General features: G+C 68.2%; 19 protein-coding genes and 1 pseudogene. 7 read left to right on the top strand and 13 right to left on the bottom strand.

Annotation, left to right across the window (positions count from 1 at the left end):
- Positions 1 to 16: 16 nt before the first annotated feature.
- The 5 genes from EJ105_RS14135 to EJ105_RS14115 are packed head-to-tail and all read right to left on the bottom strand — an operon-like array spanning position 17 to position 4,926.
- Entirely contained in the window at positions 17 to 898 is an 882-nt protein-coding gene (locus tag EJ105_RS14135) for an NAD(P)-dependent oxidoreductase (RefSeq protein WP_250166827.1), read from the bottom strand.
- Positions 895 to 2,367, bottom strand: coding sequence for an aldehyde dehydrogenase (locus tag EJ105_RS14130; RefSeq protein WP_250166826.1), 1,473 nt, complete (start codon positions 2,365 to 2,367; stop codon positions 895 to 897). The genes EJ105_RS14135 and EJ105_RS14130 overlap by 4 nt, the downstream gene beginning before the upstream one ends.
- A gap of 53 nt (positions 2,368 to 2,420) precedes the next feature.
- Positions 2,421 to 3,635: an ABC transporter substrate-binding protein gene (locus tag EJ105_RS14125; RefSeq protein ID WP_250166825.1), complete on the bottom strand. Its 1,215-nt coding sequence runs from the start codon at positions 3,633 to 3,635 to the stop codon at positions 2,421 to 2,423.
- Positions 3,636 to 3,667: 32 nt separating this feature from the next.
- Complete coding sequence (locus EJ105_RS14120; protein ID WP_250166824.1) at positions 3,668 to 4,540, bottom strand: alpha/beta fold hydrolase; 873 nt, start codon at positions 4,538 to 4,540, stop codon at positions 3,668 to 3,670.
- Entirely contained in the window at positions 4,537 to 4,926 is a 390-nt protein-coding gene (locus tag EJ105_RS14115) for a hypothetical protein (RefSeq protein WP_250166823.1), read from the bottom strand. Before EJ105_RS14115 ends, EJ105_RS14120 begins: the two co-directional genes overlap by 4 nt.
- 122 nt (positions 4,927 to 5,048) lie before the next feature.
- On the opposite strand from EJ105_RS14115, the gene EJ105_RS14110 reads away from it, so the two are divergent.
- Positions 5,049 to 5,840: an N-acyl homoserine lactonase family protein gene (locus EJ105_RS14110; RefSeq protein ID WP_250166822.1), complete on the top strand. Its 792-nt coding sequence runs from the start codon at positions 5,049 to 5,051 to the stop codon at positions 5,838 to 5,840.
- A gap of 88 nt (positions 5,841 to 5,928) precedes the next feature.
- Here EJ105_RS14110 and EJ105_RS14105 read toward each other — a convergent pair whose 3' ends face one another.
- Entirely contained in the window at positions 5,929 to 6,816 is an 888-nt protein-coding gene (locus tag EJ105_RS14105) for a LysR substrate-binding domain-containing protein (RefSeq protein ID WP_284145454.1), read from the bottom strand.
- Positions 6,817 to 6,972: 156 nt separating this feature from the next.
- Between EJ105_RS14105 and EJ105_RS14100 the strand changes: the two genes are divergently transcribed.
- The 6 genes and pseudogenes from EJ105_RS14100 to EJ105_RS14075 all read left to right on the top strand — a co-directional run bounded on the left by EJ105_RS14100 (position 6,973) and on the right by EJ105_RS14075 (position 13,782).
- On the top strand, positions 6,973 to 7,722 hold the full coding sequence (locus tag EJ105_RS14100; protein ID WP_029557552.1) for an SDR family NAD(P)-dependent oxidoreductase: 750 nt from the start codon (positions 6,973 to 6,975) through the stop codon (positions 7,720 to 7,722).
- Positions 7,723 to 7,914: 192 nt separating this feature from the next.
- Positions 7,915 to 8,754 (top strand): transketolase, encoded by an 840-nt coding sequence (locus EJ105_RS14095; RefSeq protein ID WP_024280060.1) that lies wholly within the window; start codon positions 7,915 to 7,917, stop codon positions 8,752 to 8,754.
- The gene (locus EJ105_RS14090; protein ID WP_250166821.1) at positions 8,751 to 9,785 is read left to right on the top strand and encodes a transketolase family protein; all 1,035 of its coding nucleotides are present in this window, start codon (positions 8,751 to 8,753) and stop codon (positions 9,783 to 9,785) included. Before EJ105_RS14095 ends, EJ105_RS14090 begins: the two co-directional genes overlap by 4 nt.
- Positions 9,786 to 9,845: 60 nt before the next feature.
- A pseudogene (locus tag EJ105_RS14085) lies at positions 9,846 to 10,733 on the top strand (NAD(P)-dependent oxidoreductase); the annotation flags it as partial.
- Between the two features lie 56 nt (positions 10,734 to 10,789).
- Complete coding sequence (locus EJ105_RS14080) at positions 10,790 to 11,815, top strand: TRAP transporter substrate-binding protein (protein WP_024280057.1); 1,026 nt, start codon at positions 10,790 to 10,792, stop codon at positions 11,813 to 11,815.
- A 26-nt stretch (positions 11,816 to 11,841) separates the two neighbouring features.
- The gene (locus EJ105_RS14075) at positions 11,842 to 13,782 is read left to right on the top strand and encodes a TRAP transporter large permease (protein WP_394042297.1); all 1,941 of its coding nucleotides are present in this window, start codon (positions 11,842 to 11,844) and stop codon (positions 13,780 to 13,782) included.
- Between the two features lie 203 nt (positions 13,783 to 13,985).
- Here the strand turns inward: EJ105_RS14075 and EJ105_RS14070 are convergent, their stop codons facing one another.
- From EJ105_RS14070 to benC, 7 genes are all read right to left on the bottom strand, one after another.
- Positions 13,986 to 14,945 (bottom strand): D-2-hydroxyacid dehydrogenase, encoded by a 960-nt coding sequence (locus EJ105_RS14070; protein ID WP_250166818.1) that lies wholly within the window; start codon positions 14,943 to 14,945, stop codon positions 13,986 to 13,988.
- Positions 14,946 to 14,976: 31 nt separating this feature from the next.
- The gene (tkt, locus tag EJ105_RS14065) at positions 14,977 to 16,932 is read right to left on the bottom strand and encodes a transketolase (protein WP_250166916.1); all 1,956 of its coding nucleotides are present in this window, start codon (positions 16,930 to 16,932) and stop codon (positions 14,977 to 14,979) included.
- 254 nt (positions 16,933 to 17,186) lie between these two features.
- The gene (locus tag EJ105_RS14060; protein ID WP_250166817.1) at positions 17,187 to 18,809 is read right to left on the bottom strand and encodes a GTPase; all 1,623 of its coding nucleotides are present in this window, start codon (positions 18,807 to 18,809) and stop codon (positions 17,187 to 17,189) included.
- Positions 18,806 to 20,086: a GTPase gene (locus EJ105_RS14055; RefSeq protein ID WP_250166816.1), complete on the bottom strand. Its 1,281-nt coding sequence runs from the start codon at positions 20,084 to 20,086 to the stop codon at positions 18,806 to 18,808. Before EJ105_RS14055 ends, EJ105_RS14060 begins: the two co-directional genes overlap by 4 nt.
- Positions 20,087 to 20,143: 57 nt before the next feature.
- Positions 20,144 to 21,073, bottom strand: a complete 930-nt coding sequence (gene catA, locus EJ105_RS14050) for a catechol 1,2-dioxygenase (protein ID WP_250166815.1) — start codon at positions 21,071 to 21,073, stop codon at positions 20,144 to 20,146.
- Positions 21,074 to 21,185: 112 nt separating this feature from the next.
- Complete coding sequence (locus EJ105_RS14045; protein ID WP_250166814.1) at positions 21,186 to 22,520, bottom strand: MFS transporter; 1,335 nt, start codon at positions 22,518 to 22,520, stop codon at positions 21,186 to 21,188.
- Positions 22,521 to 22,575: 55 nt separating this feature from the next.
- Positions 22,576 to 23,598 (bottom strand): benzoate 1,2-dioxygenase electron transfer component BenC, encoded by a 1,023-nt coding sequence (benC, locus tag EJ105_RS14040; protein WP_250166813.1) that lies wholly within the window; start codon positions 23,596 to 23,598, stop codon positions 22,576 to 22,578.
- Positions 23,599 to 23,603: the final 5 nt, after the last annotated feature.

Genomic DNA, 23,603 nt, shown 5'->3' with positions numbered 1-23,603 from the left:
GGCCCCGGCTCGGGCCTCAGTTCGATTTGGCGACGATGCGGCTGACCACGGGCCAGTAGAGATCGCCAAACCCCTCGGCCTGCGTCTTCTCCAGCAACTGGTCGGCGAGTTCCGCGCCTTGCAGCCGCAGCCCCACGGACTGGGCGAGGGACAGCGCGTAGCCGATGTCCTTGCGGGCATAGGTGGTGGAGAAGGCGCGCTCCGGGAAGGTCTCCGCCACCACCGCCTTCATGCCGTGGTTGCGCAGGGCGAAGCTGTCGGCCGATCCCTTCATCAGGGTTTCGAACAGCAGCTTGCCGTCGACACCGGCGCGCGTGGCCGTGGCCATCGCCTCGCTCAGCGCCACCACCGTCTCCACCAGCACCATGTTGTTCAGGATCTTGACGATCTGCCCCGCTCCGATCGGCCCGCAATGGGTGATGTCGCTGGCGAAGGTGGCGAGCAGCGGGCGGACGACGTCGAACGTCGGCTGATCCGCGCCGACCATGATGGAGAGCGTGCCTTCCTCGGCCGCCTGACGGGTGCGCGCGATGGGCGCATCCGCATAGCGCGCGTCGGCCGCGACGAACTTCGCCGCGATGTCCCGCGTCAGCTCCACCGGCGAGGTGCCGAGGTCCACGATCACCTGCCCCGGACGGGCATGGGCGAGAAGGCCGTCCGCGCCAAGGGTCACGGCCTCCACATGGGCGCCGCTCGGGAGGGCCATGAAGATCACGTCGCACGCCTCGGATAGCGCGGAGAGGCTGGCCGCGCGGGTCACCCCGGAAGCGGCGAGCCGCTCCAGCGGCGCGTCCGCCCGGTCGAAGCCAATGACCGGCCGCCCGCTCTTCTGTGCGAGGTTGCGGCACATGGGCTCGCCCATGACGCCGAGCCCGATGAAACCGACGCTGCCGCTCATTGTCCCATGCCTTCCTCGGGCACCAGCTTGCCCATGTCCCAATAGATGCCCTTCGCCTGCTGGTAGAGGCGGACGCCCGAGATGCCCTTCTCGCGGCCGATGCCGCTTTCCTTGAAGCCGCCGAACGGCGTTGCCACGGAGAGCTGCTTGTAGGTGTTGATCCAGATGGTGCCGGCCTCGATGGCCCGCGCGATGCGCCAGGCGCGGCGGTAGTCGGCCGTCCAGATGCCGCAGGCGAGGCCGTAGACGCTGTCGTTGGCCTGGGCGACGAGGTCCGCCTCGTCGGAGAAGGGCAGGATCACCAGCACGGGGCCGAAGATCTCTTCCTGTGCCACCCGCGCCGCATTGGTCAGCCCGCCGATGAGGGTGGGCAGATAGAAGGCGCCGTTGGCAAGCGCGGCCGCGTCGGGCCGGCGGCCGCCGGCGATGATGTCGCCGCCCTCCTTGCGGGCGATGTCCACCATGCTTTCCACCCGGTCGCGGTGGGGGAAGGAGGCGAGGGGCCCCATCTTCGAGGCCGGCTCCGTGGGCATTCCCACCGCCAGCGCCTCGGTCTTCGCCTTCAGGCGATCGACGAAGGCGTTGTAGACGGACTTCTGCACGAACAGGCGCGAGCCGGCGACGCAGGACTGGCCGGAGCCTTCGAAGATGCCGCCCATGACACCGGCCACCGCCGCATCGAGATCGGCGTCCTCGAACACGATGTTCGGCGACTTGCCGCCGAGTTCCAGCGCGGCGGGAATGAGCCGGTCGGCGCAGATGCGGCCGATGGCGCGCCCGGTGCCGGTGCCGCCGGTGAACGACACCATGCGCACGCCCGGATGCTGCACCAGCGCGACGCCGGTATCGCCGCCGAGGCCGGTCACCACATTGAGGATGCCGGGGGGCAGTCCCGCTTCCGCGGCGATGCGGGCGACGAGAATGGCGGCGGTGGGCGTCACCTCGGACGGCTTCACGATGATGGCGTTGCCGGCGGCGAGCGCCGGGGCCACCTTCTGGGCCTCCATGGTGAGCGGCGAATTCCAGGGGGTGATGGCGGCGATGACGCCCATGGGCTCATAGACCGTCATGGACAGGTAATCGCCGCGCGCCGGCGTCACCTCGGAGCCGAGCGTCTCGCAGACCGCCGCGAAGTAGCGGAAGGTGGCGATGGCGCTCGCCACCTGGGTGCGGCACTCGGCGATGACCTTGCCGTTCTCGCGCATCTGGATGGCGGCAAGCTCATCGGCGTTGGCGGCCATGCCATCGGCGATGCGGGCGATGATGCGGGCGCGCTCGTGGGGCCGCATGTTGCGCCACGCGGCGGACCGCACGGCCTGCTGCGCCGAGGAGACGGCGGCGTCCACATCGGCGGCGGAGGCGGCGGAGAGTTCGTAGTTCACCTCGCCGGTCGCCGGGTTGCGGGAGACGAAGGTGGGGCCGGTGCCCGTGACGGGCTTTCCGGAGACGAAGAAAGGCAATGGGCTCATGAGATCCTCGCAGGGGAGCCGGCCCGCGTCGTGCGCGGGCGCGGCAAGGCGGATCAGCGCTTGACGAGCGGGCACTCGCTCTCGCTCAGGGGGCGGAAGGATTCGGAGCCGGGGAAGCGCTCGACCGTCTTGTAATAGTCGAACTCGTACTTCGACTCCGCCGGTGTCTTCACCTGCATCAGGTACATGTCGTGCAGCACGCGGCCATCGGCGCGGATCACGACATCCTTGTTGTACATGTCGTTGACCTTCATCTCGTGCATCTTGGCGGCGACTTTCTCGCCGTCCTTGGTGCCGAGCGCCTTCACCGCCGCCAGATAGTGCTTCACGCCGCTATAGACGCCGGCATGGATCATGGAGGGGACACGCCCGCCCATCTGGGCCTGGAAGCGCTTGGTCCAGGCGCGGGTCTCGTCGGTGAGGTCCCAGTAGAAGGAGGTGGTCACCTTCAGGCCCTGCGCGGCCTTCACGCCCAGCGCCTTCACGTCGGTGATGAAGACGAGGAGGCCGGCGAGCTGCTGCCCGCCCTCGACGATGCCGAATTCGCCCGCCTGCTTGATGGCGGTCTGCACGTCGCGGCCCGAGGTGGCGAGGCCCACCACGTTCGCCTTCGAGGCCTGCGCCTGAAGGAGGAAGGAGGAGAAGTCGTTGGTGCCGAGCGGATGGGCCGCCTGGCCGACCACCTTGCCGCCTGCCGCCTCGATGAACTTGGTGGCGTCGCGCTGGAGCGCGTGGCCGAAGGCGTAGTCCGCCGTGATGAAATACCAGCTCTTGCCGCCGGCCTTGGTGATGGCCTGGCTGGTGATCTTGGCCAGCGCGTAGGTGTCGTAGGTGAAGTGGAAGGAGTAGGGCGAGCAGGCCTTGCCCGTGAAGTCCGACGAGGCCGGGCCGTTCACGATGAAGATCTTCTTGCGCTCCTTGGCCGCCTCCAGGATCGCGAAGCCGGCCGAGGAGGCCGCGCCGTCCGCGATCAGATCCACGCCCTGGGTATCGAACCACTTGCGGGCGGTGGCGGAGGCGATGTCCGCCTTGTTCTGGTGGTCGGCATCGATGATCTCGATGCGCTGACCGATCACTTCGTTGGCGAAGTCTTCCGCCGCCAGCTTGGCGGCGATGACGGAACCGCGCCCGCCGTTGTCGGCGAACACGCCGGACTGGTCGTTTAGGATGCCGATGCGGATCACGTCATCGGCGGCCCGTGCCGCGACGGGGGCGGTGGCGAGGGCCATGCCAAGGGCGGCCGCGGCGAGCCTCTTCGTTGTCTTCATTCTGGGTTTCCTCCTCGGTTTTCTTTCTTGGGTTATGGTTGGCTGGCGCGCCGCCGGACGTCGTCCAGCACGGGCGCGATGTAGCGGCGGAACTGCTCGGGGTTCTCACTCATGGGGAAGTGGCCGAGACGCTCCATCACCGTTACCTGCGCCCCGGAAATGGAGCGGGCGGTGCGGAGCGTGTCGTCGGGCGAGCAGGAATAGTCGTATTCGCCCGTGAGCAGGTAGAGCGGGCAGACCTTGGTGTCGATGGCGGCGGTGCGACCGCGCAGGTCGCCATCGACGCGGTAGAAATACAGGTCGCCCTTGAACACGCCCGGCCCGCTCTGCTTGTAGTGCCACAGCGTTTCCATGCGCCGCGCAGGGGGGAGGTCGGGCGACATCAGGCCGGAAACCAGCGCCGCACAGGCTTCGCCGCCGTGGACATCGGGCCGGTTGAGCCATTCCGTGTCGTACCAGGGCTGCTGGAAATCGGCCGCCTCGAGGCCGATCAGCGCGGAAAACTCCGCAGCGTGATCGATGGCAAGGTTGAGCACGATGCGCCCGCCGATGGAGCAGCCCATCACCACCGGCTTCTCAAGTCGGAGCGCGCCGCAGAAGGCGCGGATGGTGGCGGTGTAGGCCGCCGTGGTGAGGCGATATTCGGTGCCGTCCCAGTCCTCGGGCGGATTGGACTTGCCGTGGAACGGCAGATCGAAGGCGATGACGCGGAAGTGCTGCGTGATCTCGGGATCGGTCATAAGGTGGCGCCACTGGCGTCCGTCCGAGCCTGCGGTGTGCAGGCAGACGAGCGGAATGCCGGCGCCGGCCTCCTCGAAATAGACGCGATGCGGCCGGCCTTCGATGGGGAAGGTCACATAGCGGCCGATCATCGGCTCGATGGGCGCGGGAACGGTCGTGCTCATGCCCGCACCTCCCGCGGCAGCGCCAGAAGGTCCTTGAAATACTGGAGGTTGGCGATGAAGGGGTGGAGGTCACCCTCCAGCGTCGCCGCTCCCCGCTTGGTTAGGGCCAGAAGGTCGTGCCAGCCCGCCTTCGGCATGGGCTGCCAGAACTCCATCCACGCCTCGGGGCGCGCGCGATAGGCGAAACGCCAGTTCGCCATCACCTTCGGCGCCTCGTCCATGCGGACGATGCGTCCCTGCTCGATCCGGACCCGGAAGGGCCGGCCGGGAACGCCCACGAGCCAATCAACCGAGAGGAAGCGGCCGCGCTCCTGAAGGGCCGGCGCGCGTTCGAGCAGGTCGGGCAGGCGGAGGAGCCGCGCCACCACGTCGTCTTCTGAGTCCACCAGCTTCCTCCCGATTATCGTTCTTCTAGACAGAACGTCTGTTCTTTTTTCGAAGTCGAATATACAGAGGGGTAGACCGCTGGCAAGTGGCTTGAACGAGAGCGGGTCACAGGGAGGTAACGATGGAGTGGGAGGTCTACGCCCTGCGCTACGGCGACCAGCAGCGCACGCGCGGCATGAACTTCATCGGCGCGGGAGACCCGCACGACACGCCGATGCCGCTCGACTTCTACGTCTGGCTTCTGCGCAGCGGCAGCCGCCTGATCGCCGTGGACACCGGCTTTGCGAAGGTCGGCACACCGGCGCGGGGGCGGCGCATCCTGCGCGATGTCGCGACGGCCTATGCCGATCTCGGCTGCGATCCGGCGGACGTCGGGGACGTCATCATCACCCACCTCCACTACGACCACGCCGGCAACCTCGATCTCTTCCCGAACGCCACCTTCCACCTGCAGGAACGGGAGATGGGCTTCGCCACGGGGCGGCATATGTGCGTGGCCTGCATGCGCCACGCCTTCGATGTGGAGGACGTGGTGAAGATGGTGCGCGCCCTCTATGCGGGCCGGGTGCGCTTCCACGCCGGCGACGGGGAAGTGGCGCCCGGCGTCAGTGTCCACCATGTGGGCGGCCACACGGACGGGTTGCAGATGGTGCGTGTGGAGACCGCGCGCGGCCCCCTCGTCCTCGCCAGCGATGCCAGCCACTTCTACGCCAACATGCAGGAAGGCCTGCCCTTCCCGATCGTCTTCAACCTCGGCGACATGGCCGCCGGTTGGGGGCGGGCGCGTGTGCTGGCAGAGGGCCGGGAGGAGATGATCGTGCCCGGCCACGATCCACGGGTCCGCGTGCTCTATCCGGCAGTGGAAGGCAGCGGGGGAGAAACCCTCGCGCTGCATCTCCCGAGGATTGCCTGAGGTCGGACAGCTCGAATCTGTGTTGCGAAACGATGTTCGGGCGATGGCCGGACATCGCGCAACGCCACGGTTGCCGTCGCCTGCGCTCTCAGATGCGGGGCGTGGGCAAATCGAGTTCCTGCGTGATCCAGCTGGCGAACATGCGCACCGCCCGGCGTGCTTTCGCGGCGCGGGGGAAGACCAGATAGTGCCCGACATAAGTGACGTCGTTCGCCTTGCCGGCGAGCGGCGCCACCAATTGCCCGCGCGCGATCTCGCGTTCGGCGAGGCGGGTGGATTCCAGCGCGATCCCGAGCCCGTCCACCGCCGCCGCGATGGCCATGAAGGAGCGGTCGAAGCGCGAGCCGCGCGGGCCGGGCGGGGCCACGCCGTTGGATTCGAACCAGTGGTTCCAGCGCACGCGCTTGTTGTCGCTCTCGATGAGGTCGTGTTCGAGCAGGTCCAACGGCCCCGAGATGCGGGCGGCCATTTCCGGCGCGCACAGGGGCGTCACCGTCTCCTCGCCGAGGGGCACGACGATCAGCCCCTCCTGCCGCGGCGGGCCGTAGCAGATGTCGGCGTCGAACTCGTCATGCTCGAAACGCGGGTAGTCCACGCCCGCCGCGAGCCGCACCTCCAGCCCCGGCTGCTTGGCCAGCAGCGTGCGCAACCGGGGGAGCAGCCATTGCGCCGCCAGTGACGGCGCGCAATGCAGGCGCAGCAGGTTCACCGAGCGGGCGCCGACCATCTCGATGCCCTGCCGCATCTCGTCGAACCCCGCCGCCACATGGCGCATCAGCGCCTCGCCGGCGGGATTGAGCCGTACCGCCCGGCCTTCCCGCTCGAACAGGGCGGTGCCCATCAGGTCCTCCAGCTTGCGCACGGCGTGGCTGATGGCGCTGGGCGAGATGCCCAGCTCCTCCCCGGCGACGCGGAACGAGCCGCGGCGCGCGGCCGACTCGAAAGCCTGCAAGGCGGACAGGGGAAGGCGCTTCATGATGAGCCCTCATGACAGCGGCCGCCACGGCAGTCTGGACGGCCCACGGCTTTAGATGAACATGGTTCATCCATTCGCGCAATTTTTGCGTTTTTCAGCCGGGGAAAGAGGAGCCAGTATCATTCATACAAAAAGAGGCCCCTCGTGGAGGAAACCATGTTGCTTCAGAACAAGACCGCCGCCATTTCCGGCGCCGCCAGCGCCCGCGGCATTGGTCTTGCCACGGCGAAGCTGTTCGCCGCCCATGGCGCGCGCATCGCCATTCTCGACATCGACGAGGCCGCCGCCAAGGCCGCCGCCGCCGAGCTCGGCCCCCAGCATATCGGCGTCGGCTGCGACGTCGCCAACAAGGCCTCGTGCCAGGCGGCCGCCGATGCGGTGATCGCGGCGTTCGGCCATGTGGACATCCTCGTCAACAACGCCGGCGTGACCCAGCCGGTGAAGACCCTCGACATCGACGAGGCGAGCTGGGACCGCATCCAGGACATCAACTGCAAGGGCGTCCTGTTCCTCAGCCAGGTGTTCATCCCGCACATGCGTGAGCGCAAGTCCGGCTCCATCGCCTGCATGTCGTCGGTGTCCGCGCAGCGCGGCGGCGGCATCTTCGGTGGCCCGCACTATTCGTCCGCGAAGGCGGGCGTGCTCGGCCTCGCCAAGGCGATGGCCCGCGAGTTCGGCGTGGACGGCATCCGCGTGAACTGCGTCACCCCCGGCCTGATCCAGACCGACATCACCGGCGGCAAGCTGACCGACGAGATGCGCAAGGACATCCTGAAGGGCATTCCGCTCAACCGCCTCGGCGATGCGAGCGACGTGGCCGGCATCTATCTCTTCCTCGCCAGCGACCTGTCCGCCTACGTCACCGGTGCGGTGATCGACGTCAACGGCGGCATGCTGATCCACTAAGGCATTCCCGGCGAACTCCGGTCCGCCGGAAATGCCCTAGGCTTTTGGCGCTACGCATTTTCTTCGCGCGAACCGGAATCCGCTTCGCTTGAAAATGCTCCAATCCCGGTCCGCCACGGCGCGTTGGGGACGGCTGGTCGCAGGGCGATCGGGGCCGTCCCGGCGCGGGCGCTCCTCTACAGGAACAGGGACATGACCATTTCACCTTCAAACGTCTCGCTGGAGCGGCGCGCCTGGAACATCCGGCGTCATGCCATCCGCATGGGCGAGGTGCAGGGGCAGGGCTATATCGCCCAGGCCCTCGACATCGCCGATGTGCTGGCCACCGCCTATTTCCACGCCATGCGCTACGAGCCCCAGAACCCCGAATGGGAGGGGCGCGACCGCTTCCTGCTCTCCAACGGCCATTATGCGATCGCGCTCTATGCGGCGCTGATCGAGGCCGGCATCGTCCCCGAGGACGAGCTGGAGACCTACGGCTTCGACGACAGCCGCCTGCCCATGTCGGGCATGGCGGCCTACACCCCCGGCATGGAAATGTCCGGCGGCTCGCTCGGCCTCGGCCTGTCCATCGCGGTGGGCAAGTGCCTCGGCCTCAAGCGCAAGGGTTCGGACAGCCGGGTGTATACCCTGTTCTCCGACGGCGAGCTGGACGAGGGCTCGGTGTGGGAGGCCATCATGTCGGCCGCCCATTACAAGCTCGACAACCTCATCGCCATCGTCGACGTGAACAACCAGCAGGCGGACGGCCCCTCCACCTCCATGCTCGGCTTCGAGCCGCTGCCGGAGAAGCTCGCGGCGTTCAACTGGTTCGTGCAGCGGGTGGACGGCAACGACCTCGACGCCGTGCGCGCCGCCTTCGATGCCGCCAAGACTGCCAATGGCGGCCGGCCCAGCATGATCATCGCCGACACCCTCATGGGCAAGGGCATCCCCTTCCTCGAGGCGCGCGACAAGAACCATTTCATCCGTGTGGATGCCCATGAGTGGCAGCTGGCCCTGGCCGCCCTCGACGAGAGGAAGCCCGCATGAAACCCGCTTCGGCTCACCCCGCTCCCGCCGCCAAGACGGACGCCCCCGCCAAGCCGCGCCTGACCACCTCCGCCATGATCGCGTCCATCGCGGGCGAGGGGCAGCGCACCAAGCCGGCCCCCTTCGGCCACGCGCTGGTGAAGGCCGCACAGAACGATCCGTCCATCGTCGGCATGACGGCGGATCTCGGCAAGTATACGGACCTGCACATCTTCCAGCAGGCCTTCCCGGACCGCTACTACCAGATGGGCATGGCCGAGCAGCTCCTGTTCGGCGCGGCCTCCGGCCTTGCGGCGGAAGGCTTCACGCCCTTCGCAACCACCTATGCGGTGTTCGCCTCGCGCCGGGCCTATGACTTCATCCACCAGACGATTGCGGAAGAAGACCGCAACGTGAAGATCGTCTGCGCCCTGCCGGGCCTCACCTCCGGCTACGGCCCCTCGCATCAGGCGGCCGAGGATCTGGCGCTCATGCGCGCCATCCCGAACATGACGGTGATCGACCCGTGCGACGCGCACGAGATCGAGCAGGCGGTGCCGGCCATCGTCGCCCACAAGGGCCCGGTCTATATGCGCCTGCTGCGCGGCCAGGTGCCGCTCGTGCTCGACGAGTACGGCTACACCTTCGAGCTGGGCAAGGCGAAGATGCTGCGCGACGGCTACGAGGTGCTGTTCGTCTCGTCCGGCATCATGACCATGCGCGCGCTGGAAGCTGCCAAGGCGCTCGAGGCGGACCGCGTGGACGTGGGCGTGCTGCACGTGCCCACCATCAAGCCGCTCGACACCGCGACCATCCTGGAGGCCTGTGCCAAGCCCGGCCGCCTCGTGGTGGTGGTTGAGAACCACACCGTCATCGGCGGCCTCGGTGAGGCGGTGGCGGGGCTCCTGATGCGCGCGGGTGTCCACCCCGCGTTCCGCATGATCGGTCTGCCCGACGAATTCCTGGCGGCCGGCGCGCTGCCGACCCTGCACGATCGCTACGGCATCTCCACCGACGCGCTCTGCGCGCAGGTGAAGGGCTGGCTCAAGTAGTCGAAGGGTTCACGTCATCCATATGGCTCCAGCCCCCGGCAAGAGGGGTGGGCCGAGCGGGAGGAAAAGATGAAGAAGATCGGCTTTGTGGGGCTCGGCTCCATGGGCCTGCCGATGGCGGTCAACCTCGCCCGCGCCGGCTTCGCCGTGACGGGTTTCGACATCCGGCCCGAAGCCGGGGCGAAACTCGCCGCCGCCGGGGGCGCGGCCGCGGCCAGCCTCGCAGATGCCTTCGCCGGCCAGGATGCCGCGGTGCTGATGGTGGTGAATGCCACCCAGGCCGAGGACATCCTGTTCGGCGCGGGCGCATTGGCGCATCTGCCTGAAGGCGGCACGGTCATCCTGATGGCCACCTGTCCGCCGGCCGCCGTCGCGGCCCTTGCCAAGCGCGTGGAGGCCGATGGCCGTCGCCTCGTCGACGCCCCCGTCTCGGGTGGCGTGGTCGGGGCCGAGGCGGGCAGCCTCACCATCATGGTGGCGGCACCGTCCGACCTGTTCGGCGAAGTGAAGCCGGTGCTGGATGCCATGGGCTCCAAGGTCGTCCTGCTGGGCGACAAGGCCGGGCAGGGCGCCACCGCCAAGGCGGTGAACCAGCTCCTGTGCGGGGTGCATCTGGCGGTCGCCGGCGAGGCCCTGTCGCTGGCCGAGACGCTCGGCCTCGACATGAACGCCATGCTCGACATCGTCTCCGGCTCCGCCGCCTCCAGCTGGATGCTGCGGGATCGCGGCCCGCGCATGCTGGAGAGCGAACCGCGCGTGACCAGCGCGGTGGACATCTTCGTGAAGGATCTCGGCATCGTGCTGGAAGCCGGTGCCGGCGCGAAGACCGCGCTGCCGCTCGCCGCAACCGCCCACCAGATGTTCCTCGCCGTCTCCGGCCAGGGCAAGGGCACAAAGGACGACAGCAAGGTCATCGACGCCTACCGCGCCCTCCAGGGCCGGGCCTAGTCCCCTCTTTCCAAACGACCAAGCCGCCGAAAGCGGCACACTAGGGAGAAAACACCATGACACCGACCAAAACCGGCCTGACCCGCCGTCATGTGCTGGCCGCAGGCGCCGCGCTGCCGCTGTTCAGCATCCTCACCCGCCGGGGCGAGGCCGCCGAATTCACCTACAAGTACGCCACCGGCCAGGACCCCACCCACCCGGTGAACAAGCGCGCGCAGGAAGCCCTCGACCGCATCCGCGAGGCCACTTCCGGCCGCGTCGAGATCAAGCTGTTCCCGGCCAACCAGCTCGGCTCCGACACCGACCTTCTCGCCCAGGTGCGCTCGGGCGGCGTGGAGTTCTTCAACCTTTCCACCTCGATCCTCGCGACGCTGGTTCCCGTCTCCGGCATCGTCAACACCGGCTTCGCCTTCCCGGACTACGCGACCGTGTGGAAGGCGGTGGACGGCGATCTCGGCAAGTACATCCGGACGCAGATCGAGAAGACCGGCCTCGTCGCTCCCGCCAAGTTCTGGGACAACGGCTTCCGCCAGATCACCTCGTCCACCCGCGAGATCCGCACCCCGCAGGATCTGAACGGCTTCAAGATCCGCGTCCCGCCCGCGCCCATGCTGACCTCGGTGTTCAAGTCCCTGAATGCTGGCGCCACGCCCATCAACTTCAACGAGCTTTATTCCGCGCTCCAGACCAAGGTGGTCGAGGGCCAGGAGAACCCGCTCGCGATCATCGCTTCCACCCGTCTCTACGAGGTGCAGAAGTCCTGCTCCATGACCGGCCACGTGTGGGACGGCTACGTCATCCTCGGCAACCGCCGCGCCTGGGGCACGCTGCCTGAGGACGTTCGCGCCGTCGTCACCCGCGAACTGGACAAGTCCGCCGTGGACCAGCGCGCCGACATCGCTTCGCTCAACCAGAGCCTGCGCGCGGACCTCACCGCCAAGGGCATCACCTTCATCGACGTGGACCGCGAGCAGTTCCGCAAGGCGCTGGCCTCCACCCCCTTCTACGGCGAGTGGAAGGCCAAGTATGGCGATGAAGCGTGGGGCCTGCTCGAGGCCGCCGTCGGCAAGCTCGGGGGGTGAACATGTCCCAGCACGTATCCCACTCCATGCCCCCGCCGAAACACGCGCTGGGGGAAGCCCACGCTCTGGACGAGAGCCACGCGCTGCACGAAGCCTACGCCACAGAGGAAGCGCCGCCCCCGGCGCTTCCCACCGGCTGGCGCCGCGCCGTATTCGGTGTGGAAACCGCCATCTGCCGCGTGGTGGAATATCTCGCCGCTGCGCTCGTGCTGGCGGAGATCACCGTGCTCTTCGTGGGTGTGGTGAAGCGCTATGCGCTGCACAGCCCGATCGTGTGGTCGGACGAGCTTGCGTCCGTCCTCTTCATCTGGCTCGCCATGTTCGGCGCCGTGCTGGCGCTCCAGCGCGATAGCCACATGCGCATGACCGCGCTGGTGAGCATGGCCTCGCCGCGCGTGAGATCGGTGCTGGAGACGCTGGCCCTCGCCGCGCCCCTGGTGTTCCTCGTGGCGGTGCTGCATCCCGCCATCGAGTATGCCGAAGACGAGATGTTCGTCACGCTGCCGGCCCTCGACGTGCCCAACACGTGGAAGGCGGCCGCATTGCCCATCGGCATCGGCCTCATGGCGCTGGTGAGCTTCCTGAAAGTGCTGCGTGCCGCCAATCCGAAGCAGGTGGCCGTGGTGTGCGTCTGCCTCCTGCTGGCGGTCGGTCTCGGCCATGTGGCCTCTCCCTGGCTGAAGACGCTGGGCAACTACAACCTGCTGATCTTCCTCGTCGGCCTCGTGGCGGCATCGGTGTTCGCCGGCGTGCCCATCGCCTTCTCGTTCGGCCTCGCGACGGTGGGCTACCTCACCTTCACGACCACGACGCCGCTCGCGGTGGTGGTGGGGCGCATGGACGAGGGCATGAGCCACCTCATCCTGCTGTCGGTGCCGCTGTTCGTGTTCCTTGGCCTGCTCATCGAGATGACCGGCATGGCGCGGGCGCTGGTGGGCTTCCTCGCCAGCCTCTTGGGGCACGTGCGCGGCGGCCTCTCCTACGTGCTGATCGGCGCCATGTATCTCGTCTCGGGCATCTCCGGCTCGAAGGCGGCGGACATGGCGGCGGTGACGCCGGTGCTGTTCCCGGAAATGGTGAAGCGCGGCGCCAAGAAGGGCGATCTCGTGGCCCTGCTCGCCGCCACCGGCGCGCAGACGGAGACGATCCCGCCCTCCCTCGTGCTGCTCACCATCGGCTCGGTCACGGGCGTGTCCATCGCGGCGCTGTTCACCGGCGGACTTCTGCCCGCTCTGGTGCTCGGCCTCGCGCTGTGCCTCCTCGTGCGCTACCGCTACCGCAACGACGACCTCTCCGACGTCAAGCGCGTCTCGGCCAAGGACATCCTGTGGTCCGCGGGCATCGCGCTGCCGGCCATCGCCCTGCCGTTCGTCATCCGTGGCGCGGTGATGGAGGGCATCGCCACGGCGACCGAGGTCTCCACCATCGGCATCATCTATTCCGTGGTGGTGGGCCTGCTCGTCTACCGGCAGTTCGAGTGGAGCCGGGTCATCCCGATGATGATCAGCACGGCCGCGCTCTCTGGCGCGATCCTGCTCATCATCGGCGCGGCAACGGGCATGGCCTGGGCGCTCACCCAGTCCGGCTTTTCGCAGGCCCTCGCCCATGTGATGTCCGGCCTGCCGGGCGGCGCGGCCACCTTCATGGTGGTCTCCATCCTCGCCTTCATCATCCTCGGCTCGGTGCTGGAGGGCATCCCGTCCATCGTGCTGTTCGGGCCGCTGCTGTTCCCGATCGCGCGGCAGATGGGCATCCACGAGGTGCACTATGCCATGGTGGTCATCCTCGCCATGGGCATCGGCCTCTTCGCGCCGCCCTTCGGCGTCGGCTACTACTGCGCGACCGCCATTGGCAACGTGAACCCGGACGAGGGCATGAAACCCATCGTCGGCTACATGCTGGTGTTGCTCATCGGACTGGCGGTGGTGGCTGCCGTGCCGTGGATCTCCATCGGCTTCCTGCCCTGAGTTTCTTGCCTTGAGTTTCCTGCCCTGAGGCGGGCGCCCGGCGCAGACCGGGCCCCGCCTCGGGGTTACAAGCTCCCTAGCCTGAAGGCCCGCCGGTTCGCCGGTGGGCCTTTTTTTGTCCTGTCCGCGCGGGCACAAGAAAACGCCGGCCGGAAAGGATTCCGGCCGGCGCATCGCGCGAGACTGAAACGTTGCGAGCCGCCTCAGTCCGGCGAAACCACGTTGGAGGGGCGGCCGGCCACGAAGTTCTCGATATTGTCGATGAGCTGGTCGGCCAGCGCCTGCTGCGCCTCCAGCGAGGCCCAGGCGATGTGCGGGGTGCAGATGACGTTGCGCCGCCGTGCGAGCCGCATGAAGGCGCTGTCGGGGGCCGGGGGCTCCGGCAGGGTGACATCGAGGCCGGCGGCGCTCACCAGCCCCTCGTCGAGGGCGACCTCCAGGTCTTCCTCCACGATCAGCCCGCCGCGCGCGGTATTGATGATGATCGGCCGGTTCTTCATGCGCCGGAAGGCGGCCATGTCGAGCATGCCGCGCGTCTCGTCGGTGAGCGGGCAGTGCAGGGTGATGGCGTGGGAGGTCTCGATCAGCTCGTCGAGGCTTACGACGCCCGCCGTGCCCGGCTTCGCCATGGGATCGTAGAACACCACGTCCATGCCGAAGGCCCGGGCGATGCCGGCCACCTGCGAGCCCAGCACGCCGGCGCCGACGATGCCGAGCCGCCGGCCCGCCAGGTCCACGATGGGATTGGTGAAGAAGCAGAATTGCTGCGCCGCCTGCCACGCGCCCTCCAGCACCTCGGCCCGGTAGGGCACGATGGAGCGGGCGAGGGAGAGCAGCAGCGCGAAGGTGTGCTCCGGCACGGTGGCCTTGGCATAGCCCCGGATGTTCACCGTGGGAATGCCCTGCGCGGCCGCCGCCTTCTTGTCCACGCAATCGGTGCCGGTGGCGGCGATGGCGATGAGCTTGAGGTTGGGCAGCTGGGCCAGCGTGTCGGCCCGCAGATCCACCTTGTTGTTGATGATGATGGTGGCATCCTTCGCCCGTTCGATCACCTCGCCTGCGCTGGTGCGGGCATGTTCCACCCATTCGTGGGGGAAGGACGGGCGGCGGACCTGAACCTCGGGCGCGATGGTGTCGCGGTCGAGAACGACGATCTTGTGCATGGTATTGTTCTTTCTGATTGTCGCGACGGGCTCAGAGGCGCACGCGGGCGGCCTCGGCGACGGCCTCTGCGGTGATGCCGAAGTGCCGGTACAACGCATCGGCCGGGCCGGAGGCTCCAAAGCCGGTCATGCCCACGAAGCCGCCGTCCTCGCCGATCCAGCGCTCCCAGCCGAACTTCACCGCCGCTTCCACGGCGACGCGCACCGTGCCTTCGCCCAGCACCGCCTTGCGATAGGCGGCATCCTGCGCCTCGAACAGGCTCCAGCAGGGCATGGACACGACGGCGGTGGGAATGCCCTGCGCCTGGAGCAGCGCACGGGCCTCCGCAGCAATCTGCACCTCCGAGCCGGTAGAGATGAGCGTGACGCGGCGCGCGCCGCCCTCTGCCTCCTGAAGCACGTAGGCGCCGCGGGCCGAGCGGTTCTCGGCGCCACCGTCGCGACGCAGGGCCGGAAGGGACTGGCGCGCGAAGATGAGCGCCACCGGGCCGGTGCGGTGCTCGAGCGCGATCTCCCACGCCTCGGCCGCCTCGATGGCGTCGCAGGGGCGCAGCACGGTCATGTTGGGCATGGCGCGGAGCGAGGCGATGATCTCCACCGGCTGGTGGGTCGGCCCGTTCTTGCCGATGCCGATGGAGTCGTGGCTGAACACGAACTTCACCGGCAGCCCCATGAGCGCCGCCATGCGCAGAGCCGGGCGTTCATAGTCGGAGAAGGGCAGGTAGGTGACGGCGAGCGGGATGATGCCGCCGTGGGCCGCCATGCCGTTGGCCAGCGAGCCCATGGCATGCTCGCGCACGCCGCAATGGATGTAGCGGCCGGCCCGGTCCTTCGCCGTGAAGGCGGAAAGCTGGCGCTTGTGGTTGGTGGGCGCCTCCAGATCTGCGCAGGCGGTCATGATGTCGGGCAGCGCCTCATAGAGCGCCGCCGCGATGTCGCCCGACGTGGCGATGGAGAAGTCCGCCTTCTCCTCAGCCGCCGCCTTCGCCTTGTAGGCGTGGATGGCCTCGCGCGCGCCTTCACTGAGGATGCCGGACATGGTGCGCTGGAACTCGTCCTGCACCGCATTGCCGGCGGCGGCGAGCCGCTTGCGCCATGCGGCCCGCGTCTCGGCGCCCGGCTTGCCCGTGGCGCGCCAGTCGGCGCCGATGTCCGCTGGAATGTCGAAGCTGCCGCCGGTCCAGCCGAAGCGCTCCGCCATGGCGAGGCGATCGTCCGGGAACAGCTTGCCGGAGTGGCCGCCGCGCTGGCCTTCGAGGCGCGGGATGCCGCGGGCGATGGTCGTCTTGCAGGCGATCATGGAGGGGCGGGGATCGGCCTTGGCGGCGCGGATGGCGGCGTCCACGGCCTCGATGTCGTGGCCGTCGATCTCCACCACATGCCAGCCGGCCACGCGGAAGCGCTCGGCCACATTCTCGGAGATAGACAGCTCGGTGGAGCCATCGTCGGTGATGGCATTGTCGTCCCAGAAGAAGGTGAGCTTGCCGAGCTTGAGGTGGCCGGCAAGCTGGATCACCTCCTGCCCCACGCCTTCCTGCAGGCAGCCGTCGCCGACGAAGGCCCAGGTGCGGTGATCGATAAGGCCGTCGCCGAAGCGGGCGTTGAGATGGGCTTCGGCGATGGCCATGCCCAGCGCGTTGGCGATGCCCTGCCCGAGCGGGCCGGTGGTGGTCTCGATGCCGGCGGCGGGCTCGTATTCCGGATGGCCGGCGCAGGTCGAGCCGAGTTCACGGAAGCTCTTCACAGCGTCCAGCGAGATGTGGTGATAGCCCGTGAGGTGCAGCAGGGAATAGAGCAGGGTGGAGCCGTGCCCGTTGGAGAGCACCACCCGGTCGCGGTCCGGCCAGGTGGGGTCGGCGGGATCGAACTTGAGGTGACGGCTATAGAGCACCGTCGCGATCTCGGCCATTCCGAGGGGAACGCCCTGATGTCCTTCGCCCGCCGCGAGAATGGCATCCACCGCGAGGAAGCGGATGGCATGCGCCATGGGCTGGAGCGCCGCCGAACGGGTGGCTCCAAGGTGGGCGGAAATGGCGACATCGCCAGTGGTGGCAGGGGCTTGGGCGCTCAACGGTCGTCTCCTCATCGTGCCTTGGTCTTTTAGGGGCGCGATGATGCCGAAAGCCGCCGAAGGCCGGTAACGCGAAAAACACACCGATTGGTGAAGCTGGTTCATGGGTGCGCCCGGCCCGCCGGGCGTTTGCCGGGGTCTGCGTTCATCGCGGATGAATCAAGGCCCGCTCAAGCCGGTGCGCGCAGGTCGTTCCTGATGTCGCGAAGGCTCGCCTCGTGGGCGCGAAGGACGGCGTCGAGGCGCGCGACGTCCGCCATCACCTCGCGGAGGCACGCGGCGCATTCTTCCCGTGCGTGGTCGCCCGCCACGGCCACCCAATCCCCGATCTCCCGCTCCAGGGCCGCGTGCAGGCGCGTGGCGTCGACGCCAACGGACTGGCGGGTCCCCTCCACCTCGATCACGATCTCCTCGAAGCCGATGTCCGGGGCGGGTTCGAATGGCGCAGGTTGCCCATCGCGGCCGAGCCGATAGTCGCTGAAGTGGGCGTCCCGCGCCTCGCCCCATGCCGATTGCAGCGCCTGCGATACGCTGCGGCGGACGCCATCCGCATCCCGCTCAGGAGCGTGGGCGTCGAGCAGGTCCGGCAGAAGGGGGACGATGGCGCGCCATACATCCTCCTGCATTTGCGTGCCCCGGAGGTCGAGTTGGGCTGTCGCGTCGTCCAGCGCGGCATTCAGCTGTTCCAGCGCGGGCCGCAGCAGCGCTTGCAGGCCGCCCAGGACGGTCTCGTCCAGATGGCGCAGCCGCACCTCGGCCGGCTTGCGGCGTCGATAGGCCAGTGCCGGCGAAACGAGGGCCCGCAGGGCGGCATAGAGGCGATCCATGCCCGCCGACGCCATGGCCGCGAGGCTCTCTTCCTCCGCCCGGGCCATATGGACGGAGACAGACAGGGGCGGGCGCAGCAGCGCCACGTCCAGCCCCAGGGCTGCGAGCTTGTCGCGCGCACGCTCCGCCACGTCCGCCTCCTGCCCGCTGCGGTCGGCCGTCGTCTTGTTGCGCATGAGCTTCACCAGCGCGCCGTCGATCTCGTCTTCTTCATAGCGGTCGCTGCGGGTAATGACCGGCAGCAGGGGCTTGGCGCGGCGCAATTCGCCGGCAAGCTCCTCCAGCTCCTGCACCTGTCCCGGCGTTGAGGAACTGGTGAGCCACAGCACAGCATCGGCGCAGTCGACGAAGCGGCGGGTGAGCGCCGCGTGCTCGCCGGTGGCGGAATGGAGGCCGGGCGTATCGAGCAGCACCAGCCGCTGGCCCAGCCGGATGCCCTGGATGCGGGATGTGGTCTCGATCGCGCCTTCCGTGAAGCGGGCGCAGGGCTCCAGGCGTCCGTCGGCATCGAGATGAAAGGAGTTCACTTCCAAGCCGTGGGCCGCGAAGCGGTCGGCCATGAGATTGCAGAGCGAACTCTTGCCCGCATTGAACTTGCCGAACACCAGCAGGACGACGGCCTGGTCCAGGCTCCGGGCCAGCGCCTCGGCGGGCCGCAGCGCGTCGCGTTGCCGTGGCCAGTCCGAGATGCAGGTGTCGATCACGGCATTCGCCGCCGCGATGCGTCGGCCGATTTCGCTGTCCTCCCGCAATGCTGCGGTGGAGAGGCAGGCACCGACCAGGCCCGCGCCGAGACTTGAAAGCCAGTCGTCCAGACGTGCGAGTGCGGGTCGAAGGTCTTCCGAGCCGAGCGCGACCGCCTCGACCTCGGCCATGAAACGCTGTTCCTCGGACATCGCCGCGCGTGTGGCTGGAGCATGGAGCGCCGGCGAGGGGGCGCTGCGGTCCATCGTCTCCGCCGTCATGGCGCGGCGTCCGCTGGCAGGGCAGCGAGGGCGCGGTCGGTCGCATCCAGTGCGGCGGAGGCCTCGGCGACCCTGTCCCGCAGAGCCGCCCGCGATCGCGATAGCTCGAAATAGTGGGCGAAGGCCGCCTGCAGCCGCGCCCGCCCAGCTTCCTCGCAGAACATGCGGCGCAGGTCCGCTCGGAATTTCACCGAGACGCCCATGACCGCGACCATGACCGTGTTGAGGCTGCCGGCGGCGGTCTGCTGCTCTTGCGGCAGACCGGAGACGCCATGGCCCGCGAGGAAGCCGTCGAGGCGGATGCACGCCCTGGAATAGGCCACCTGGATGCGCGCGCGCTCCAGCTTCGCCGCGGTCGTGGCGTAGCGCTCACGGCCGGTGTCCGCCACCAGCGCGAGGTCGGGGCCGGCGCGTGACACGACCTCCTCCATGTCCCCGCCGATCACCGCGAGCAGGGTCTCAAGCCCGTCGTCGAAGGCGTGCCGCTGGGCCATCTGTTGCTGCCGGAGGGACGCCAGCGTCTCAGCCTCGGCGTTCCGGACAGTTTCAAGTTCCGCGCGGATTTCGCCCAGCAACAGGCGCGCCTCATGAGCCCGCGCGGCCGGCACCCGCGCAAGCGCGTCCGCCAGAGCGCGTTCCAGCTCGGGAATCCCGCTGCGCTGAATGAGGAGGGTCTTGGCGTCTTCCAGTCCCCGGCGATGCCGGGTGGAAGAGACGACGTAGAGGCCCGCGCCCGGCACCTGATCCGCGATGGCGGACACCACGCGGCCGAGCGCGTCGTCGTCCTCCATCTGGTCTGCCTGCGTGACCACGATCAGCGTCTCGCGACGGGTGCGGTGGCTGTCGGCGCGCAGGGTTTCGACAAGCGCCCGTTCCGCGGCGTCCAGCTCGCCTTCGCGCGCGGCATGGACGAACAGGCGAATGTCGGAGGCAAGCCAGACGGCCCGGAACGCGTGCCGGTCGTCTTCCCCGGCCACGTCCGCATCCAGCCCCGGAGCATCGAGCCAGCGCACGCCCGCGTGCCGGCACTCGGCCAGCTGGATGGTCTGGCGCCGGTCGGCCACGGCGAAGGCGTCTCGGCGCATCAGCTCGTTGAGGAGCCGGCTCTTGCCGTGATTGTACTTGCCGATGACGGTAACGACGGGCGCATCCGCCGCCGCCAGTTCATCAAGGCGCGCGAGGTCGCCGTCCCGATGCGGCAGCACGCAGAGCACGTCGTGCCACCGCGCCGGGCGGGCGCTTGTCGGCGGCTGTCGAAGAGAGGCGTCCTCGGGCATTCGTGGCTTCCCGTGCGTGTCCGGCGGCAGCATTCGCGCTGCCGCCGGTTCTTTCGCTCAGGCCGCGGCGCGGGCGCGCTCGACGATCTGGTTGTCCTTGCCGGCGACCTTCGGGGTGAGTTCGATGTTGAACTCGATGTCCCGGTAGGCGTCCTCCTCGAAGCCGACCGCCGCGCCGCCGGTGCGCTCCACCACATGGGGGATGAGACCTTCGCGGGTGGCGAAGGCGAAGTCGTCCCAGATCAGCGGGTCGCCCTCGATGTTGAACTGCGTCGTCAGCTTGCGGAAGGCATCCGTGGTGACGAAGAAGTGCACATGGGCCGGGCGGTTGCCGTGGCGGTTGAGCTGGTTCAGCAGGGTCTGCGTCGCGCCCGAGGGCGGGCAGCCATAGGAGGCCGGCATTCGGGTGAGCACCTCATAGCGCCCGTCCGCGCCGGTGCGGATCGCGCCGCGCAGATTGAACTCGCTCTGCCGGCCCGTGGGGTCGAAATGCGAGTAGAAGCCCTTGGAATCCGAATGCCAGACTTCCACCAGGGCGTCCGCCACCGGTGCGCCGTCCGGACCGGTGACGATGCCGTGGATCCGCAGGGGGCCGGCGTCGGCGTCGGGATTCTTGTCGAGGCGCGCCTTGCTCTTCTGCTCGGGGGCACCGGCCACATAGAGCGGCCCCTCGATGGTGCGCGGCGTGCCGCCGGTGATGCCCAGCTCGGCATCCTCGGCATCGAGGCGCATGTCGATGTAGTGCTCAAGGCCGATGCCGGCCGCCAGCAGCGCCGCCTCGCCCTCCGAGCCGAGCTTGTTGAGATAGTTGATGCCGAGCCAGACCTCGTCCGGGGTCAGGTCGAAATCCTCGATGGTCTTGAACAGGTCGGAGACGATGCGGTGCACCACCTGCTTGGCCCGCTCGTTGCCACCGGTCCCGTCCAGGTTGGCGATGACCCGCAGGAAGTCCTGCACGTCCTTGCCGTTGAAAATCTTCACACCCATCCTTGTGTCCTCCACGTGTCTGGTGGCGAGGGCTTCAGTTCGCCCCTTGCGCCGGTTGATCTTGTTCAGGTGTCGTCATGCCCGATCGATGAGGGGCCGCGGAAGCGGCTCCCTAGGCCGTCGCGACAGCCGTGACCGTCGCGGTGCGGCGCGCGGCGTTCACCGCGAACACCAGCATGGCGAGGGCCGAAAGCGCCGCGGGCACCGCGAAGATCAGGAAATTCTGTTGCAGCGGCAGCTCCTGGGCCAGCAGCACGCCCCCCAGCGTCGGCCCGACGATGGCGCCGATGCGGCCCACGCCGGACGCCCAGCCGAGACCGGTGGACCGGATCGACAGAGTGTAGAGCTGCGCCACGCTGGCATAGAGCAGGATCTGCGTGCCGATGGTGGTGGCGCCGGCGATGAAGACCATCACGAACAGCAGGGGCGCCGGCAGGCCGAAGCCGATAAGCGCGATGGACACGGCGGCTGCGGTGAAGAAGCCGACCACCACCCGCGGCAGGCCGAAGCGGTCGCCGAGCCGTCCGCCGAGGATCGCCCCCAGCATGCCGCCGAAATTGAGCGAGAAGAGGCTCAGGAGGCTGGCAGTCTCAGCATAGCCGACTTCCTGCAGAACCTTGGGCAGCCAGGACGACAGCAGATAGACCAGCAGCAGGCAGCAGAAGAAGGCGGCCCACAGCATCACGGTGCTGACCGCCCGCTGGTCGCGGAACAGCTCGATGACAGAGGCCGACGCGCTCTTGCTCTCGGTGAATACCAGCCTGTCGGAGGTATCGAGCCGGGCGGAGGGGGCGACCTTCGCCCAGATCGCGCGGGCCTCTGCCTCCTTGCCCTGACGGAGCAGGAAGCCGAGGGATTCCGGCAGCTTCCACAGCACCAGTGGCAGCAGGAGCAGGGGCACGGCGGCGATGAAGAACATGGGCTTCCAGCCGAACTGCGGGATGAGCCCGATACCGAAGCCGGCGGCCACCATTCCGCCCACCGAATAGCCGGAGAACATCACGGCCACCATGGTGCTGCGCAGGCGCTTGGGCGCATATTCGTTCATCAGCGCGACCGTGTTCGGCATCAGGCCGCCGCAGCCGAGACCGGCGATGAACCGGAAGATGCCGAACTGGGTCGGCGAATTGGCAAAGCCGGCAAGCAGCGTGGACGTGGTGAACAGGAGGAAGCAGATGGCGATGCCCTTCTTGCGGCCGATCCTGTCCGCGAGGGGGCCGAAGACGAGGGCGCCGAACATCATGCCGAACAGCGCCCAGGCCTGAAGGGTGCCGGCCTGCGGCTTGCTGAGGCCCCACTCCTTCATCAGCGCGGGCAGCACCGTGCCGGCCACGAAGACGTCATAGCCATCCACCACCAGCAGCAGCCCGCAGAGCGCGGCCACCGTCCATTGGAAGCGCCCGAACGGCGCCTTGTCGATGGCGTCCGTGATATCGATGTTTCGCATGTGTTTCCTCCCCGGAGTGCTTTTGCACGTTTGATCTTGTTCGCTGGCACGCGCCCTAGGCGCTTTCCTTCAGCGGCGCGTTGGGCGTGAATTTCTCGTAGTGGAAGCAGTTGGGCGTCACGCCCGTCGCCTCGAAATGGTGGCGCACGGCATCGACCATGGGCGGGGGGCCGCACAGATAGACGTCCGGTGCCGCGCTGAGCATGTCGTCGGGCATGTGCTGGGTGACCCATCCCTTGCGCGGATGGGCCGAAGCTTCGTCAGCCACCACGGTGGTGAAGCTGAAGCCCGGCAGGCGAGCGGTGTAGGCTTCGAGCGTCTCCACCTGCACGAGATCGAGATCGCGTGTCACGCCGTAGACGAGATGGATCTGCTGCTGGGAGCCGGCGCGGGCGAGCACTTCCAGCATGGAGAGGAAGGGCGCGAGGCCCGTGCCACCGGCGAGGAAGAGCAGCGGCGCGCTTGTATCGCGCAGATAGAAGCTGCCCAGCGGACCGTTGAGAGTGAGCTTGTCGCCCGGCTTCGCCCGCGCCAGCCAGGAGCTCATGAGGCCGCCGGGAATCCTCTTGATGAGGAAGGAGATGCGCGTCTCGCCCGGCGCCGAGGAGAAGGAATAGGCGCGGCTGAGCCCCGTGCCCGGCACGTCGATATTGACGTATTGCCCCGGCAGGAAGACGGGCGCAGGGCCGTCCACGTCCAGTTCCAGGACCACCGCGGCGTCGTTGTGCAGGCTCACCTGCGCCACCGTCGCGGCGAATTTCTGAAGCCCCGTCTTGCAGGAGAGCGAGCTGACCGGCACGGCGATGATGCAGTCGCTGGACGGCACCATCTGGCAGGTCAGCACCAGCCCCTGCGCCGCCTCGTCGGCGGTCAGGGCGTCCTCGATATAGTCTTCGCCCAGATCATACACGCCGCTTTCGGCGCGGCACTTGCAGGTTCCGCAGACCCCGTCCGAGCAGTCCATGGGCAGGTTGATCTTGTTGCGGAACGCCGCGTCGAGCACCTTTTCGCCCGCCTTGCAGTCGATGATGCGCGTGACGCCATCCTCGAAATTGAGCGCGATGGTATGGCTGGACATGGAAC

Origin of the sequence: Xanthobacter aminoxidans, from assembly GCF_023571765.1 — a bacterium.
GTDB lineage: Bacteria > Pseudomonadota > Alphaproteobacteria > Rhizobiales > Xanthobacteraceae > Xanthobacter > Xanthobacter aminoxidans.
The sequence above is the reverse complement of the archived record's forward strand: the minus strand, read 5'-3'. Positions and strand labels throughout refer to the sequence as shown.

Bases quoted from the DNA above. Each gene is read 5' to 3' on its own strand.
- EJ105_RS14060 (WP_250166817.1), bottom strand. From the start codon at position 18,809: ATGACGGCGGAGACGATGGACCGCAGCGCCCCCTCGCCGGCGCTCCAT.
- EJ105_RS14105 (WP_284145454.1), bottom strand. From the start codon at position 6,816: ATGAAGCGCCTTCCCCTGTCCGCCTTGCAGGCTTTCGAGTCGGCCGCG.
- EJ105_RS14125 (WP_250166825.1), bottom strand. From the start codon at position 3,635: ATGAAGACAACGAAGAGGCTCGCCGCGGCCGCCCTTGGCATGGCCCTC.
- EJ105_RS14055 (WP_250166816.1), bottom strand. From the start codon at position 20,086: ATGCCCGAGGACGCCTCTCTTCGACAGCCGCCGACAAGCGCCCGCCCG.
- EJ105_RS14045 (WP_250166814.1), bottom strand. From the start codon at position 22,520: ATGCGAAACATCGATATCACGGACGCCATCGACAAGGCGCCGTTCGGG.
- EJ105_RS14095 (WP_024280060.1), top strand. From the start codon at position 7,915: ATGACCATTTCACCTTCAAACGTCTCGCTGGAGCGGCGCGCCTGGAAC.
- EJ105_RS14130 (WP_250166826.1), bottom strand. From the start codon at position 2,367: ATGAGCCCATTGCCTTTCTTCGTCTCCGGAAAGCCCGTCACGGGCACC.
- EJ105_RS14090 (WP_250166821.1), top strand. From the start codon at position 8,751: ATGAAACCCGCTTCGGCTCACCCCGCTCCCGCCGCCAAGACGGACGCC.
- catA (WP_250166815.1), bottom strand. From the start codon at position 21,073: ATGGGTGTGAAGATTTTCAACGGCAAGGACGTGCAGGACTTCCTGCGG.
- EJ105_RS14100 (WP_029557552.1), top strand. From the start codon at position 6,973: ATGTTGCTTCAGAACAAGACCGCCGCCATTTCCGGCGCCGCCAGCGCC.
- EJ105_RS14070 (WP_250166818.1), bottom strand. From the start codon at position 14,945: ATGCACAAGATCGTCGTTCTCGACCGCGACACCATCGCGCCCGAGGTT.
- EJ105_RS14080 (WP_024280057.1), top strand. From the start codon at position 10,790: ATGACACCGACCAAAACCGGCCTGACCCGCCGTCATGTGCTGGCCGCA.
- EJ105_RS14135 (WP_250166827.1), bottom strand. From the start codon at position 898: ATGAGCGGCAGCGTCGGTTTCATCGGGCTCGGCGTCATGGGCGAGCCC.
- EJ105_RS14120 (WP_250166824.1), bottom strand. From the start codon at position 4,540: ATGAGCACGACCGTTCCCGCGCCCATCGAGCCGATGATCGGCCGCTAT.
- benC (WP_250166813.1), bottom strand. From the start codon at position 23,598: ATGTCCAGCCATACCATCGCGCTCAATTTCGAGGATGGCGTCACGCGC.
- EJ105_RS14110 (WP_250166822.1), top strand. From the start codon at position 5,049: ATGGAGTGGGAGGTCTACGCCCTGCGCTACGGCGACCAGCAGCGCACG.
- tkt (WP_250166916.1), bottom strand. From the start codon at position 16,932: ATGGCGCATGCCATCCGCTTCCTCGCGGTGGATGCCATTCTCGCGGCG.
- EJ105_RS14075 (WP_394042297.1), top strand. From the start codon at position 11,842: ATGCCCCCGCCGAAACACGCGCTGGGGGAAGCCCACGCTCTGGACGAG.